This window comes from Geodermatophilus sabuli, from assembly GCF_900215145.1.
Taxonomy (GTDB): domain Bacteria; phylum Actinomycetota; class Actinomycetes; order Mycobacteriales; family Geodermatophilaceae; genus Geodermatophilus; species Geodermatophilus sabuli.
This window is the reverse complement of sequence record NZ_OBDO01000003.1, coordinates 169114-183577: the sequence shown is the minus strand read 5'-3', so window position 1 is coordinate 183577 and position 14464 is coordinate 169114. Positions and strand designations below refer to the sequence as shown.

The 14464-nt window shown below is 74.0% G+C and carries 13 protein-coding genes and 1 pseudogene; 7 read left to right on the top strand and 7 right to left on the bottom strand.

What is annotated here, in order from left to right; all coding sequences use genetic code 11:
- Nucleotides 1–257 precede the first annotated feature (257 nt).
- Complete coding sequence (locus CRP39_RS08975) at nucleotides 258–1046, top strand: crotonase/enoyl-CoA hydratase family protein (RefSeq protein WP_097206029.1); 789 nt, start codon at nucleotides 258–260, stop codon at nucleotides 1044–1046.
- A gap of 97 nt (nucleotides 1047–1143) precedes the next feature.
- On the opposite strand, the pseudogene CRP39_RS28455 reads toward CRP39_RS08975, so the two are convergent.
- Nucleotides 1144–2156 (bottom strand): annotated as a pseudogene (locus tag CRP39_RS28455) (PDR/VanB family oxidoreductase); the annotation flags it as partial.
- Between the two features lie 58 nt (nucleotides 2157–2214).
- Here CRP39_RS28455 and CRP39_RS27990 point away from each other — a divergent pair.
- From CRP39_RS27990 to CRP39_RS08960, 3 genes are all read left to right on the top strand, one after another.
- Nucleotides 2215–2343 carry a hypothetical protein gene (locus CRP39_RS27990; RefSeq protein ID WP_260180393.1) on the top strand — a complete coding sequence of 43 codons (129 nt, stop codon included), beginning with the start codon at nucleotides 2215–2217 and terminating at the stop codon, nucleotides 2341–2343.
- Between the two features lie 223 nt (nucleotides 2344–2566).
- Complete coding sequence (locus CRP39_RS08965) at nucleotides 2567–2752, top strand: cytochrome P450 (RefSeq protein WP_342744231.1); 186 nt, start codon at nucleotides 2567–2569, stop codon at nucleotides 2750–2752.
- Nucleotides 2753–2807: 55 nt separating this feature from the next.
- A complete protein-coding gene (locus tag CRP39_RS08960) occupies nucleotides 2808–3599 on the top strand; it encodes an IclR family transcriptional regulator (RefSeq protein WP_245853715.1) in 792 nt (263 codons plus the stop codon).
- A 169-nt stretch (nucleotides 3600–3768) separates the two neighbouring features.
- Here the strand turns inward: CRP39_RS08960 and ligD are convergent, their stop codons facing one another.
- From ligD to CRP39_RS08945, 3 genes are all read right to left on the bottom strand, one after another.
- Nucleotides 3769–4836: a non-homologous end-joining DNA ligase gene (ligD, locus tag CRP39_RS08955; protein WP_097206028.1), complete on the bottom strand. Its 1068-nt coding sequence runs from the start codon at nucleotides 4834–4836 to the stop codon at nucleotides 3769–3771.
- A gap of 55 nt (nucleotides 4837–4891) precedes the next feature.
- Entirely contained in the window at nucleotides 4892–6448 is a 1557-nt protein-coding gene (locus tag CRP39_RS08950) for an alpha/beta hydrolase (RefSeq protein WP_097206027.1), read from the bottom strand.
- A gap of 271 nt (nucleotides 6449–6719) precedes the next feature.
- Nucleotides 6720–7793 carry an ATP-dependent DNA ligase gene (locus CRP39_RS08945; protein ID WP_097206026.1) on the bottom strand — a complete coding sequence of 358 codons (1074 nt, stop codon included), beginning with the start codon at nucleotides 7791–7793 and terminating at the stop codon, nucleotides 6720–6722.
- Nucleotides 7794–8028: 235 nt separating this feature from the next.
- On the opposite strand from CRP39_RS08945, the gene CRP39_RS08940 reads away from it, so the two are divergent.
- Nucleotides 8029–8265, top strand: a complete 237-nt coding sequence (locus CRP39_RS08940; protein WP_097206025.1) for a type II toxin-antitoxin system Phd/YefM family antitoxin — start codon at nucleotides 8029–8031, stop codon at nucleotides 8263–8265.
- Nucleotides 8262–8663, top strand: coding sequence for a type II toxin-antitoxin system VapC family toxin (locus CRP39_RS08935; RefSeq protein WP_097206024.1), 402 nt, complete (start codon nucleotides 8262–8264; stop codon nucleotides 8661–8663). The genes CRP39_RS08940 and CRP39_RS08935 overlap by 4 nt, the downstream gene beginning before the upstream one ends.
- Here CRP39_RS08935 and CRP39_RS08930 read toward each other — a convergent pair.
- Both CRP39_RS08930 and treZ read right to left on the bottom strand, forming a co-directional pair.
- Complete coding sequence (locus tag CRP39_RS08930) at nucleotides 8618–9367, bottom strand: dihydrofolate reductase family protein (protein WP_097206023.1); 750 nt, start codon at nucleotides 9365–9367, stop codon at nucleotides 8618–8620. The genes CRP39_RS08935 and CRP39_RS08930 overlap by 46 nt on opposite strands.
- Nucleotide 9368: 1 nt before the next feature.
- Nucleotides 9369–11144 (bottom strand): malto-oligosyltrehalose trehalohydrolase, encoded by a 1776-nt coding sequence (gene treZ / locus CRP39_RS08925; protein ID WP_097206299.1) that lies wholly within the window; start codon nucleotides 11142–11144, stop codon nucleotides 9369–9371.
- 150 nt (nucleotides 11145–11294) lie between these two features.
- On the opposite strand from treZ, the gene CRP39_RS08920 reads away from it, so the two are divergent.
- Entirely contained in the window at nucleotides 11295–13874 is a 2580-nt protein-coding gene (locus tag CRP39_RS08920) for a hypothetical protein (RefSeq protein WP_097206022.1), read from the top strand.
- On the opposite strand, the gene CRP39_RS27985 is transcribed toward CRP39_RS08920, so the two are convergent.
- A complete protein-coding gene (locus tag CRP39_RS27985) occupies nucleotides 13856–14440 on the bottom strand; it encodes a LysM peptidoglycan-binding domain-containing protein (protein WP_097206021.1) in 585 nt (194 codons plus the stop codon). The two genes, CRP39_RS08920 and CRP39_RS27985, sit on opposite strands and share 19 nt — an antisense overlap.
- Between the last annotated feature and the right edge of the window lie 24 nt (nucleotides 14441–14464).

Below are 14464 nucleotides of genomic sequence, written 5' to 3'. Positions count from 1 at the left end.
ATGACCCGGGCGTCGGCTGCGAGCCAAGCTGGAACCGGCACGTGCGATCCCTGAAAGTGTCCTGTTCGCACCACGACGGCCGTCGGTCAGCCCAGGGCCCGGGCCGCCGGCTCGCCCCCGGCGGAACCGGGTCCCCGCTACGGTCAGCGCAGACAAACGGCCCAGTGCCGCCCGCGGACCGCGGACCGCACCTTTCCTGTTGCATGCCGTGCTGCGGGGGAATCGCCTGTGCCGCCACGACGGGCAGAGGAGCAGCCATGGACGACGGACCCCGGCGAGTGAGCTGGGACGTGACCGACGGGGTCGCCCACGTCAGGCTGGACCGCCCGGAGAAGCTCAACGCGCTGGATTCGGCAATGTTCGAGGCCCTGGTCGCCACGGGGTCGGAACTGGTGGACCACGAGGATGTCGGTGCCGTCGTCCTCAGTGGCGAGGGGCGGGCCTTCTGCGCCGGCCTCGATTTCGGCGAGTTCGCCGCCATGCGCGACCGGCCAGGATCGCGCGTCGACGCCCCGCGCTCCCGGCTGGGAGCGGCGCGGACCCGTGGGCAGCAGGCCGCGCACGTGTGGTCGCTCGTCCCGGCGCCGGTCGTTGCAGCGGTGCACGGGGTCGCGTTCGGTGGTGGCCTGCAGATCGCCCTCGGTGCCGACATCCGGATCGTCGCCCCGGACGCACGGCTGTCGGTCATGGAGATCCGGTGGGGCATCGTTCCGGACATGACCGGGACGCAGGTCTTACCCGAGCTGGTGGGCCGTGACGTGGCGAAGGAGTTGGCGCTCACCGGCCGAGAGGTGACCGGCGAGGAGGCCGTGGCGCTCGGGCTGGCCACCCGCCAGGCCGCCGATCCGCTTGCGGCGGCACTCGCGCTGGCACACGAGATCGCCGGCCACAGCCGTCGGGCGACGCGCCACGTCAAGCGGCTGATGGACCTCGCCGGACGGGTCGGCCTCGCGGAGGGACTCCAGGCCGAGCAGGACGCCATCGGAGAGCTGATCGGCTCCCCGGAGCAGGTCGCGGTGGTCGAGCGGAGGCTCGCCGGCCGCTGACTGTCCCAGGGCCGCCCCTGAACGTAGGTCTCGACGAGTGGCGGTGCGGGGAATGTGGCGGGCGGGGTAGCCATGCCAGGTGGGTCAGGGGCGGGCTTCAGAGCTGCAGGACGAGTCGAGGGCAGGCGGCTCGGGAGACGCAGATGAACATGGTGTCGTTGGTGGCCTGCTCGGCCGGCGTGAGCAGGGAGTCGCGGTGGTCGACGTCGCCCTCGAGCACCGGTCTCTCGCAGGTGCCGCAGGTGCCCTCCTGGCAGGAGGAGAGGACGGCGATCCCGGCCTCCTCGACGACATCGAGGATGGACCGGTCGGGCGGGACGGTGAGAGTGAGCCCGCTGGTGGCCAGTTCGATCTCGAACGAGTCGGTGCGCGGGGGCGCGCCGAGCTCCTTGGGGCTGAACCGCTCCATGTGGAGGCTGGGCTCGGGCCACGCCGCACAGCTCTGCTCGACGGCCTTCAGGAGCGGCTCCGGTCCGCAGCAGTAGACCAGCGTCTCCGGCCTGGGGGTTCCGAGGATCTTCTCCAGGTCGATGAGGCCGACCTCGTCCTGCGGGTGCAGGTTGACCCGGTTTCCGGCGGTCTCCTCGAGGTGCTCCAGGAACGCCATGGACCGGCGGCTGCGGCCGCCGTAGTGGAGTTCCCAGTCGGCACCTGCGGACTCTGCGGCGAAGAGCATGGGCAGGATCGGGGTTATCCCGATGCCGCCGGCGACGAACAGGTAGCGCGGCGACGGCTCCAGCGGGAAGTTGTTCCGGGGCCGCGGACGTCGACCTCCCCGCCCTCGTGCAACTTCTCGTGGACGTGCTCGGAGCCGCCCCGGCTCTCTGGCTCGCGCAGTACGGCGATCCGCCAGACGGAGCGGTCGCCAGGGACGCCGCACAGCGAGTACTGGCGGATCAGCCCATCTGCCAGCACGAGATCGATGTGCGCGCCCGGCGACCATGCCGGCAGGTCGGCGCCGGAGGGGTCGCGCAGGTCGAGGACCACGATCCCCTCGGCACCGGTGGTGCGGGCATCGACCCGCAGGCGCATGGACCTCTCCTCGGATGTGCTGGGCACGGCCGTCTCCGTTCTGGCTTCGGTGCTCCGGTCGCGCGGCAAGCGCCTACCGGGTGGGCGGGATGGTCACCACCGACCACGAGGGTGACCGCAGCCACGGGCTTCGTGGATGCTCCTTCCGGTTTTCGGAAGGTGCGGCGGACTGAGCGCCGCGTGGATCGACGAGACGGTCGTCAGCGGCGTCGTCGGTCACTGCGATGACACGACGGTCGCCGCCGAGATGAGCAACGTCGGCTGACGATCGATGCGCCCACCGCCGGACCGGCCGTCCGCGGCTCGCGTGCTCAGCGGGGCGGCGTCCGCAGTTCCTGGACGAGCGCCTGCTGCGCGCGCGTGCTCAGGACCCGGCTGTGGCGCCGGTACGCGTCGACCGAGCGGTCCGCGGGCCAGTCCGCCGGCAGGTGTTCCCGCGGTAGTCCCGGATCGGTGCGCTCGACGTCCGCCGCCGCGCGGCCGGGCACGTGGCGTTCGGGATGGGGATCCACCAGTGCGTCGGCCAGCCGGTCGCGCGGCTGGAGGCCGAGCTCGTGCTCACCGCGCTGGCCCGCCGGGTCCGGCGGATGGAGCTGGCTGGTCCGCCGGTGCCCAGGTTGAACAACACGCTGAAGGGCTGGGCCAGTGTGCCCGTCCGTGTCGAGCCCGCGTAGCGCTGCGCGGCGCGTGGGAGCCGGCCCGGCCGTCACCTGTGCCCCGGATGGCACCGTGACCGACGGCGAGACGACCGGGAGCCGCGGACGGGGCGAGACAGGTCCGGTGATCCGGCGGGCCGTGCAGCTGCTCGCCGCCTTCACCCCCGAGCGCCCCTCACTGACGCTCACCCAGCTGGCCCGACGGACAGGCCTGCCGTTGACGACGACGCACCGCCTGGTCGGAGACCTCGTCGAGTGCGGCCTGCTGGAGCGGGATGCGGGAGGCGCCTTCCACGTCGGGCTGCGGCTGTGGGAGATCGCCTCGCTGGCTCCCCGCGGCCTCGGGCTACGCGAGCTGGCCCTGCCGTTCATGGAGGACCTCTACGCCGTCACGCAGGAGAACGTGCAGCTGGCCGTCCGCGAGGGACTCGAGTCCGTCTGGGTCGAACGCATCGCCGGCCGCAGCGCGGTCCCGGTGTTCACCCGGGTCGGCGGGAGGTTCGCGCTGCATGCGACGGGGGTCGGCCGGGTCCTGCTGGCCCACGCGCCTCCCGAGGTACAGGAGGCCGTGCTCGCCGGTCCGCTGGACGAGTACACGGCGCTCACCATCACGTCCCCGGAGGCCCTGCGCCGGCTGTTGGGCGACGTGCGGGCGCACGGGTTCGCGGTCAACGACCGGCAGGTGTCGATGGAGACGTTGTCGGTCGCCGCGCCGGTCCGTGGCGCCGAGGGCAGCGTCGTGGCAGCAGTGTCGATCGTCGTGCAGGCCGGGTCAGCTCTGCCGGCCGCCCTGTCCCCGGCCGTCCAGGCCACGGCGCGGGGCATCTCTCGGGCGCTTCGCGACGCCGCCGTCGAGGGCGACTAGACCAGGCCTGGGACGCCAGGTACGCGGCGCCGCGGAGTGCGCCAGTTCCTGGTCGACCAGTCGTCGGTCCCTGAGCCGTGGTGAGGACGGTCGTGTCACCAGCCGGATCGCCACGGCGGCAGGTTATCGGGCGAGTGAGCGCTGTGCTAGCACTAGAAAAGCGTGCCGATCACTCGTTTTCGCTGGTAGAACGCTTGGCGCGGCTCGGCTGGACCCGCATCGGCTCACCCGGCATCTTCGGGTAGTCCGGCGGATAGGGCAGGTCGCCCAATCCGTCGTCCTTGGCCTGGCGTTCAGCAAGCTCCAGCAGCGGCTCGATGCCGAACGCGTGGTCGGCCAGACCGGCGTGCTTGTCACCGACGTCCTTGAACCGGGCCGGCATGGTGCGCACGTCGAAGTCGAACGGGGAGACGTCGGGCAGCTCGTCCCAGTCCACGGGGGCCGAGACCGGGGCGTGCGGCCTGGCGCGGATGGAGTAGGCGGAGGCGATCGTGCGGTCTCGGGCCATCTGGTTGTAGTCGATGAAGATCTTCTCGCCGCGCTCCTCCTTCCACCACGACATCGTCACGCGATCGGGGAGGCGCCGTTCGAGCTCGCGGCCGAAGGCGATGACCGCCCGGCGCACCTCCGGGAAGGTCCACCGCGGCTGGATGGGCACGTAGACGTGTACCCCGCGCCCGCCGGAAGTCTTCGGCCAGCCCTGCATGCCGAACTCGGCCAGCAGCTCCCGCACGTGCGGGGCCACCCACGCCGCGTCGGCGAAGTCGGTGCCCGGCTGCGGGTCCAGGTCGATGCGGATCTGGTCGGGCTGCTCGACGTCGGACTTCGACACCGGCCACGGGTGGAAGGTGAGCGTGCCCAGGTTGGCGCACCACGCGACGACGGCGACGGAGTCCGGCGCGATCTCGTCGGCGGTGCGCCCGCTGGGGAAGGTGATGTGCGCGGTCGGCACCCAGTCGGGGGCGTTCTTCGGTACCCGCTTCTGGTAGAACGCGTCGCCGGTGTTGTCGACGCGGGTGGACAGGCGCGCGCCCTCGAACACCCCGCCCGGCCAGCGCTCCAGCGTCGTCGGCCGGTCCCGCAGCGCGTTCAGGATCCCGTCGCCGACGCTGATGAAGTACTCGACGACGTCGATCTTGCGGATGCCGCGGTCGGCGAAGTACGGCTTCTCCGGGCTGGAGACCCGCACCTCGTGCCCGTCCACCTGGAGGACGACGGCGTCCTTGGCCGACGCCATCACCGACCGGACCCGGATTGCGCGTTCATCCGGCGCACCATAGGGCCCCGCCGGCTCACAGCGGGCACGTCGCGCCGTCGGCGGGCACGACCAGGTCGACCAGGTAGGCGTTGACCACGTCGTTGACGCAGCCGGTCTTGGGGTACGAGGTGTGCCCGAGGCCCTGCCAGACCAGCAGGACCGCCGACGTCAGGTCCGCCGCCATGTCCTCCGCGCCCGGCAGTGGGGTGACCGGGTCACCGGTGTTGCCGACGACGAGGATCGGCGCGGCGCCCGCGGCGTCCCGCGCCGGCAACGGCGTGCGCTCGGCCTCCCACCCCGAGCACGTGTACAGGCTCGCCGCCGAGCCGGCGCCGAAGAGCGGGTACCGCTGGCCCCAGTCGGCCGCGAGCGCCCGGATCTCGTCCTCGGCCAGCTGGGTGTCCGGATCGCGGTCAGCGCAGGTGACGGCCAGGTTGGCGTCGATGAGGTTGGAGTAGGTGCCGTCCTGCAGCCGGCCGTTGTACGCGTCGGCCAGGGAGAACAGCCCCTGGGCGTCACCGTTGCGCGCCGCCGCGAGGCCCTGGGCCAGCTGCGGCCAGGCGCTGGTGTTGTACAGCCCGGCCTGCACGGCGGTGAGGACCACCCCGGGGGTCGCCTGCCTCGTCTCGCCCGCCCGCGCGCTCGGGATCGGCGCCTGCGCGGCCTGGGCGAGCAGCTCGTCGACGAACCGGCGCGGCTCCGCGCCGATCGGGCAGCCGGCGACCAGGCTGGTGCAGTTGGCGGCGAAGGCGTCGAAACCGGCCTCCAGCCCCGCCGCGCTCGCCTCGGCGTCGGCCTGCGGGTCGTTGTCGGGGTCGACGGCGGCGTCGAGCGCCAGCGCCCGCACCCGGTCGGGGAACAGCTCCGCGTAGGTGGAGCCGAGCGTCGTGCCGTAGGACCAGCCGAGGAAGGTCAGCTGCTCGTCACCCAGCCCCTCGCGCAGGAGGTCCAGGTCGCGCGCGGTGTCGGTGGTGTTGAAGGTGCCGAGCGCGTCCCCGTACTCGTCGGTGCACCCGTCGACGACCTCCTGGGCGAGCGCGAACGAGTCGTCGAGCTGCTCGTCGCTGACCGGGCGCGGTTCGGCGGCGAGGACGCGGTCCTTCAGCTCGTCGGGGACGCACTCCACCGCCGGCGTGGACAGCCCCACCCCGCGCGGGTCGAAGCCGACCAGGTCGAAGCGGTTCAACACGTTCTCCGGCATCGTCAGCGCGCGCTGGATCGCCGCGTCGGCGCCGGAGCCACCGGGCCCGCCGGGGTTGATCACCAGCGAGCCGATCCGGTCGGTCTGCGTGGCCAGCCGGGCGCGCACCAGGAAGATCGTCAGCTTCTCGCCCTGCGGCTCGGCGTAGGTGATCGGCACCTGGGTGCTGCCGCACTCGAAGAGGATGTCGCGCTCACTGCCGGGGGTGCCGGCGATCACCGACTGGATCTGCTCGTCGCAGTCGCTCCAGGCGATCTCCTCGGCCTCCGGCGCCGCCGGCGTCGTCGACGCGGCGGAGGAGTCCGGCGACCCCGGGTCCGAGGAGGTGCACCCGGACACCGCCAACAGCAGTCCGGAGACGACGGCGACGAGGCCGCGGGACAGGCGCATGATCGCGAGCCTAGGAGCACGGGGCCGGGACCGCAGGCGCCTGTCCCGCGGTCCGCCTCAGGTCACCCGCCGACGGTCACTCTGCTCGCCGCGCCACTCCAGTCACTCCCGGGATGGTCAGCCGGCGAACACCTCGGCCGGCTTCCGCTCCTCGCTCGCTGGCGCTCGCTGCGATGCTCCCGCGGCTGTCAGCCGGCAAACACCTCGGCCGGCTTCCGCGCCGCGGTCCGCTCCTCGCTCGCTGGCGCTCGCTCCGATGCTCCCGCGGCTGTCAGCCGGCGAACACCTCGGCCAGGTCGTAGCGCACCGGCACCTCCAGCTGGTCGTACGTGCAGCTGCGCGGCTCCCGGTCGGTCCGCCAGCGCAGGAACTGCCCGGTGTGCCGCAGTCGGCGCCCCTCCAGCTGGTCGTACTTGATCTCGACCACCAGCTCCGGCCGCAGCGGAACCCACGAGAGGTCCTTGCCGGCGTTCCAGCGGCTCTGCGCCCCGGGCATCCGGTGCTCGCCCTCGCCATTGGTCTCGGCGTTCGCCCAGTCCTGCCACGGGTGGCCGTCCAGCGCCTGGGCGCGGTAGGGAGCCAGCTCCTCGACCAGCTCGGCCCGGCGGGCCATCGGGAAGGACGCCGCGACGCCGATGTGCTGGAGGTCGCCGGCGTCGTTGTAGAGCCCGAGCAGCAGGGAGCCCACGATCGGCCCGCTCTTGTGCCAGCGGAACCCGGCGACCACGCAGTCGGCCGTGCGCACGTGCTTGACCTTCGTCATGAGCCGCTGGTCCGGGCCGTAGGGCAGGTCGGCGGGCTTGGCGACGACGCCGTCCAGCCCGGCGCCCTCGAACTCCTGGAACCAGCGCTGCGCGACCTCCGCGTCCTGGGTGATGGCGGTGACGTGCACCGATTCCGTGCCCTTCCCGATCACCTCGCGCAGCCGGGCCTGCCGCTCGCCGAACGGCACCTCCATCAGCGACTCGTCGCCGATCGCCAGCAGGTCGAAGGCGACGAAGGACGCCGGCGTCTGCTCGGCCAGCAGGTCCACCCGCGACTGGGCGGGGTGGATGCGCTGCAGCAGCGCCTCGAAGTGCAGCCGGTCGCCCTGCGGCACGACGATCTCGCCGTCGATCACGCAGCGCTCCGGCAGCGCGGCCTTGACCGCCTCGACGACCTCGGGGAAGTAGCGGGTCAGCGGGCGCTCGTTGCGGCTGCCCAGCTCCACCTCGTCGCCGTCGCGGAAGACGATGCAGCGGAAGCCGTCCCACTTGGGCTCGTAGTAGAGACCCTCGGTGGTGGGCAGCTTGGTCGCGGCCTTGGCCAGCATCGGCTTCACCGGCGGCAGCACGGGCAGGTCCATGCCCGCAGTCAAGCAGCCGAGGCCGACGCCCGGCAGCTCAGTACAGCCCGCGGCCTCCGGTCGGCGGTGGTGTGGGTGCGGTGTGGGTGCCGCCGTCCCGAGCGCCCGGACAGGCTCGTCGCCATGACCGAGACCTCCTCCGCCCCCTCGCCGGCGTCCACGACATGGTCCTGGTGCACCGCGGCTTCCGCCGCGACAGCGAGTTCGCTGGTTCGCCATGAGTAGACTAAGTGATGTGACTACATCCGTCGGGGTGCACGAGGCGAAGACGCACCTGTCCCGGCTTCTCGAGAGGGTCGCCGCCGGGGAAGAGGTGGAGATCACCAACAGGGGTCGGGTGGTGGCCCGGCTCGTCGGGCCGGTTCGCCGGAGGCCGAACTTCGGCTTCGACCGTGGCCGGGTCTGGATCGCAGACGACTTCGACGACCCGCTGCCGGCGGACCTGCAGCGCGCCATCGAGGGCGAGGAGTGAGGGTTCTCCTCGACACCCACGTGCTGGTGTGGGCCGCGGCCACACCGGAACGGCTCGGCGCAGCGGAGGAGCTCCTGGCCGACGCCGACCTGCGGATGGCGTCGGCGGCCAGCATCTGGGAGCTGGCCATCAAGCAGCGGCTCGGCAAGTTGTCCCTCGGCTCAGACGTCCGGACCTGGTCGCGTCGGGTGGCCCGCGAGCTGGTGCTCGACCACCTGCCGGTGACGGCGGACCACGCCGCTGCTGTCGAACACCTCCCCGACGTGCACCGTGACCCGTTCGACCGTCTCCTCGTCGCCCAGGCCGTGGCGGAGGACGCCGTCCTGCTGACCGCGGACGCCCGCCTCACCGGCTACGGCGACGTCGTCCGGTTCATCGGCGGTCCGCCGACCGCGTAGCGGGTGAACAGGACGCCGTCCTCCTCGAGCACGTGCCGCAGCTCGAGCGGGACGAGGTCGGCGAGCGGCTCGCCGAGCAGGTGCGGCTGACCGGCGCCGACCAGCGCGGGGGACAGCGTGAGGGCGAGGTCGTCGACGACCCCGGCCCGCAGCGCGGCGCGGAACAGCTGCGGACCGCCCTCGCACAGCACCTGCTCGTGGCCGAGGTCGGCCAGCCGGTCCAGGGCGAGCGGCAGGTCGACGTCGTCCTCGCCGCAGACCAGCACGGTCACCCCCGCATCGGCTAGCGCGGCCCGCCGGTCGGGATCGGAGGACGCGCCGGTGACCAGGATCGTGGAGTCGACGGCGAGCCGGTCGCCGGGCGACAGCGACGCCCGGCGGGACACCACCGCGATCGGTGCCGCCGCCGGCCGGCCGAGCGCGGCGCGCAGGGTCGCGACGCGGGTGTCGGCGGTCACCGGCCGGTAGCCCTCGGCCGCGGCCGTGCCGTGGCCGACGAGGACGACGTCGGCCAGCGCGCGCAGCAGCGCGAACACGCGCCGGTCGCCGGGGGACCCGAGCTCTCCGCTGCGGCCGTCGACGGTGACGGCTCCGTCCAGGGACGCGACGAAGTTGCTGCGCAGGAATCGGCCCGGGGGGACCCGGTAGGCCGCGGCGAGCGCGTCGTCGTCGAGTTCGGCCGGCTCGGGGAGCAGGCGCCGCACGTCAGCGGGTGCTGATCACGGCGGCGCTCTGCGCCGGCAGGGTCACCGTCGCGCCGTCCAGGCCGGGGAGCTCGCCGGTGGCGAAGAGGACGTCGACGGCGGGGCCGTCCAGGTCGATCTCGCGGGGCTGGTCGGCCAGGTTCACCGTGACCCGCAGCGAGCCGCGGTGCACGACCAGCCAGCGGTCGGCGTCGTCCCAGGTGACCTGGACCCGCGACAGGTCCGGGTCCACGAGGTCCGGGTGCGCGCGGCGCAGCGCCAGCAGCGCCCGGTGCACGCCCAGCAGCCGGGAGTGCGGCTCCCGCTCCGGCTCGCTCCAGTCCAGCTTGGACCGGGTGAAGGTCTCCGGGTCCTGCGGGTCGGGCACGACGTCGGCGTCCCAGCCGTGCTCGGCGAACTCGCCGATCCGCCCCTCGGCGGTGGCCTTGCCCAGCTCCGGCTCGGGGTGGCTGGTGAAGAACTGCCACGGCGTCGAGGCGCCCCACTCCTCGCCCATGAACAGCATCGGGGTGAACGGGCTGGTGAGCACGAGGGTCGCGCCGACGGCGAGCAGGTCGGGGGTGAGGGAGGCGGAGATCCGGTCGCCGACGGCCCGGTTGCCGATCTGGTCGTGGTCCTGCAGGTAGGCGAGGAACTTCCAGCCGGGCAGCACGTTCGCGTCGACCGGCCGGCCGTGGTGGCGGCGGCGGAAGCTCGACCACGCGCCGTCGTGGAAGAACGCCCCGGTGAGCGTCTTGGCCAGGCCGGCGACGCCGGCGGCGGCGAAGTCGGCGTAGTAGCCCTGCCCCTCGCCGGTCAGCGTGCTGTGCAGGGCGTGGTGGAAGTCGTCGCTCCACTGCGCGGTGAGCCCCATGCCGCCGGCCACCCGCGGGGTGACCAGGCGCGGGTCGTTGAGGTCGCTCTCGGCGATGAGCGTCAGCGGCCGGCCCTCGGCGACCGAGAGGCGGTCCACCTCCTGGGCCATCTCCTCCAGCACGTGGGTGGCCCGCTCGTCGACCAGCGCGTGGACGGCGTCCAGCCGCAGCCCGTCGACGTGCATGTCGCGCAGCCACATGAGGGCGTTGTCGATGATGTAGCGGCGCACCTCGTCGGAGTCCGGCCCGGACAGGTTGACCGAGTTGCCCCAGGTGTTGGCGCCGCTCTCGGCGAAGACCGGGAAGAACAGCGGCAGGTAGTTCCCCGACGGGCCGAGGTGGTTGTAGACGACGTCCTGGATGACGCCCAGTCCGCGCGCGTGGGCGGCGTCGACGAAGCGCTGGTAGGCCGCCGGTCCGCCGTACTCCTCCTGCACCGCGTACCAGAGGACGCCGTCGTAACCCCAGTTGTGCGTGCCGTTGAAGCCGTTGACCGGGAGCAGTTCGACGAAGTCGACGCCCAGCTCCACCAGGTGGTCCAGCTTCCGGGCGGCCGCGTCGAGGGTGCCCTCCGGCGTGAACGTGCCCACGTGCATCTCGTAGACGACACCACCGGCCAGCGGGCGCCCGGTCCAGGCGTCGTCGCCCCAGCCGTGGGCGGCCGGGTCGAAGCGCCGGGACAGCCCGTGCACACCCGCGGGCTGGCGGCGCGAGCGTGGATCCGGGTAGACCTTCGCCCCGGCCTCCTCCCCGTCCCCGTCGTCGTCCAGCAGGAACCCGTAGTCCGCCTCCGGCGCGGCCTCGACCTCCGTTCGCCACCAGCCGCCGTCGTCCCGGCGCATGTCGTGCACCGCGCCGTCGACCTGGAGCCGGACGCGCTTCGGCAGCGGGGCCCAGACGGAGAACTCGACGGGTGCGGACATGCGGGACGCCTCCATGCGGGGACTGCTCGGCGGGGGACTGCGCAGCGGGGCCGGGGGTCTGGCCCGGGCCGGGGAACGGGGCAGATCATGCCCGCACACCCGACGGTCAACCGTGACGTGCGCAGCGGTCGGCCAGGGGAGGGGAAGGCGATGGCCGACTGGGTCGAGCTCCGCGTCCACGGCGTGAGCGGGACGCCGCCGGACTACATGCTGGGCAGTGCGCACACCGTCCAGGTCGCCGGCGACGACCGCAGCCGCACCTTCCGTCCCGCCGACGCACTGGGCCGCGAGGTGCGTGCCCTGGACGGCCACGTGCTCGAGGCCTTCCACTGGGGCCGCTGGACGTCGGGCTCGTGGATGCAGGCGCTGTGGCTGCTGCTCATCCCGTTCGGCATCGTCAACGCCGCGCAGTTCATGCTGCCGCCGCCCAGCACCGCAGCGCAGCGCCACCTGCACGCGCTGTGCGGAGCGCTGCTGCGCACCGTCGGCCTGGTGCTCACCGCGCTGTTCGCCCTCGCCGACGCCCTCGTGGTGGCCGACCTGGTCGCCTGGCAGTGGCTGGCCGAGCGTGGCCTGCCGGTGCCCGACCGGGTCGTCGTCGTGGCCGGCCTGGTGCTGGCCGCCGCCCTCGTCACCGCCCTGTCGCGGATCGGCGCGGTCGACACCGGCCGCCGGTACCGGTTCGCCCACGCCGGGTCGCGCGACCTCGGCCACGGCGCCGACGGGCTGGCCGGCCTCGGGGACGCCGCGTTCTTCGACGGCGACCCCGACAGCCCCGCCCTGCGCCGGCTGCACCACGCCGCCGGGCTGCTCGTCGTCGCCTGGCTCGGGTTGTCGGTGGCCGCGGACGGCGGCACCGGCTGGGCGGCGGGCTGGCGGTGGGCGCCGGCCGTCGTGCTCGGGCTGGTGGTGCTCGTCGTGCTGCTGGTCGGCGACCCGGAGCGGCGGACGACGGCGCGCGGGGCCGGCGCGGCCGAGCGGGCCCGGACGGTGCGCTGGACGACGGCCGCCGCGCGCGTCGTCCAACTGCTCACCGGGGCCGCGCTGCTGCTGGCGCTGGTCGGCGTCGCGGTCACCGACGTCGCGGCGGTCGGCCGGCTGCCGGGGACCGAGCCGGCGGTCGCCGCCCTCGTGCTGGCCGGCACCGTCGTGGTCACCCTGCTGGTGCTGGCCGTCGCCGCCCTCGCGGCCGGGACGCGGGCCGCCGCGCGGCGCGTGCTGTCCCCGTTCCGCAGGTTCGCCGGGGGGATGTCCGCGGCAGCGGCGACGGCGGTCGGCTGCTTCCTCGCCGTGGGCTCGACGGCCGGGCTCACGCTCGGCGTCGAGGAGCTGCTCGACGGGCTGACGGCGACCGACGTCGACGTGCCGGAGCTGCTGCAGCGGTTCTCCTACGCCTGGGGATTGACGGCGCTGGTCTTCGCCGGGCTCGCCCTCGCCGGCCGCCTGCGGGCGGGCCGCCGTCGGCGGGCGTTCCGGGACCGCGCACAGGCGGCGATGACCTTCGGGGACCCGCCGTCGCTGCGGCTGCCGCCGCCGTGGGTCGGCCGGACCGGCGCTGCGATGCAGCGGGCGCGGGCGAAGAACGCCGTCCCCGGGGTGCTGGCCGCCTGGACCGCCCTCGGCATCGTGCTGGCCGCGGCGATCCTGGCGGCGTCCTGGTCGGGCCGCGGTGCGGGGGAGGACCCGGCGTTCCCGGTCAGCCTGCTCACCGGGGTCTCCTCGCCGCCGGGCGGTGCGGTGACCGGGGACGACGTGGTGATCGCGCTGGGCCAGGCCACCCTGCTCGGCATCGGCCTGGTCACGGTGCTGCTCGCCCGCGGCGCGCTGCGCTCGGAGGGGGCCCGGCGCGGGCTGAACGTGGTGTGGGACGTGGTGGCGTTCTGGCCGCGGTCCGCGCACCCGTTCGTCCCGCCGCCGTACGCCTCGGAGGTGGTGCCGGCGCTGGTCCGGCGGATCTGCTGGCACCTGGGCGTGCCCGACCCACTGGAGGACGACGGCGAGGCCGGGCCGGCCGGGCCGGCGTCCGCGCTCAACCCCGCCCCGGTGCGGGAGGTGGTCGTGGCCGCGCACAGCCAGGGCAGCCTGATCTCGCTGGTCGCCCTGCTGTGGCTACCGGAGCAGGTCCGCGACCGGGTGCGCTGGGTGACGTTCGGGTCGCAGCTGCGGGAGCAGTTCGCCCGCGGCTTCCCGCACTACGTGCCGCCGGAGCTGCTGCGGGGCATGGCCGGCGCGTTCCGGTGGGTGAACCTGTACCGCGACACCGATCCCGTCGCCGGCCCGGTCACCAGTTGGGACCACACCCGCGACGGCGGGCCGTTGTCCTCCCGGCGCCTCGACGAGCCCGCGACCCGGCAGCCGGACTGGGTGGACCCGCGCACCGGCCGCCGGGTGTGCGGCAACGAGTGGCGGCTGCTGGACCCGGTGCCCGGCGACCTCGGCCTGCAGACCCGCGCCGTCACCGGGACCGGCGGGCACAGCGGCTACTGGACCGACCCGGACTGGGCACTGGCCCTCGAGGTCGCCTGCGGCCGGCTGCCCGACGGGCGGCGGTCGTGGGCGCCGGGAACCGGGGACAGCGCGCCCCGCGCCAGGGGTAGCGCGCCCCGCGCCACGGCCGAGCCGCCTGGTGACGGGGCCGGGCCGCCCGGTGACGCGGACGGGCGGCCCGGTGCCGCGGGCGGGCCCGGCCGCGGCACCGGGGGAGACGCCGGTCAGACGACGAGCGTCTGACCCACCTGGATGACGTGCGGGCTGCTGAGCTGGTGCTGGTTCAACGCGAACAGCCCCTGCCAGCCGCCGTCGGTGCCCAGCCGCGCGGCGATCGCGCCGAGCGTGTCGCCGCGCTGGACGACGTACTCGCCGGACGCCGCAGGAGCCGGGCGGTCGCCCCGGGAGGCGCGCTCGGGAGCCGGGGCCGGGGCCGGAGCCGCGGCGGGCGCTGCACCGGCGGTCGGTGCCGCCGGGTCGAGGGCCCGGCCGCAGGTGGGCCAGGCGCCCGGGCCCTGGCGGTCGAGCGTGCGCTCGGCCACCGCGATCTGCTGCTCCTTGGTGGCGAGGTCGGCGCGGGAAGCGAACTCCGCCCCGCCGAAGGCGGTCCAGGTGCTCTGGCTGAACTGCAAGCCGCCGAAGTAGCCGTTGCCGGTGTTGATGCTCCAGTTGCCGCCGGACTCGCACTGCGCGACGGCGTCCCAGTTGTTGGGGCCCGCGGCCGACGCCGGGGCGGCCAGCACGCCGAGCGAGAGAGCGGCGATGCCGGTGGTGAGGAGGGTCTTGCGGGCGAGCGAGGACGTACGCATGGGGACTCCCGATCCGCCGCCTGA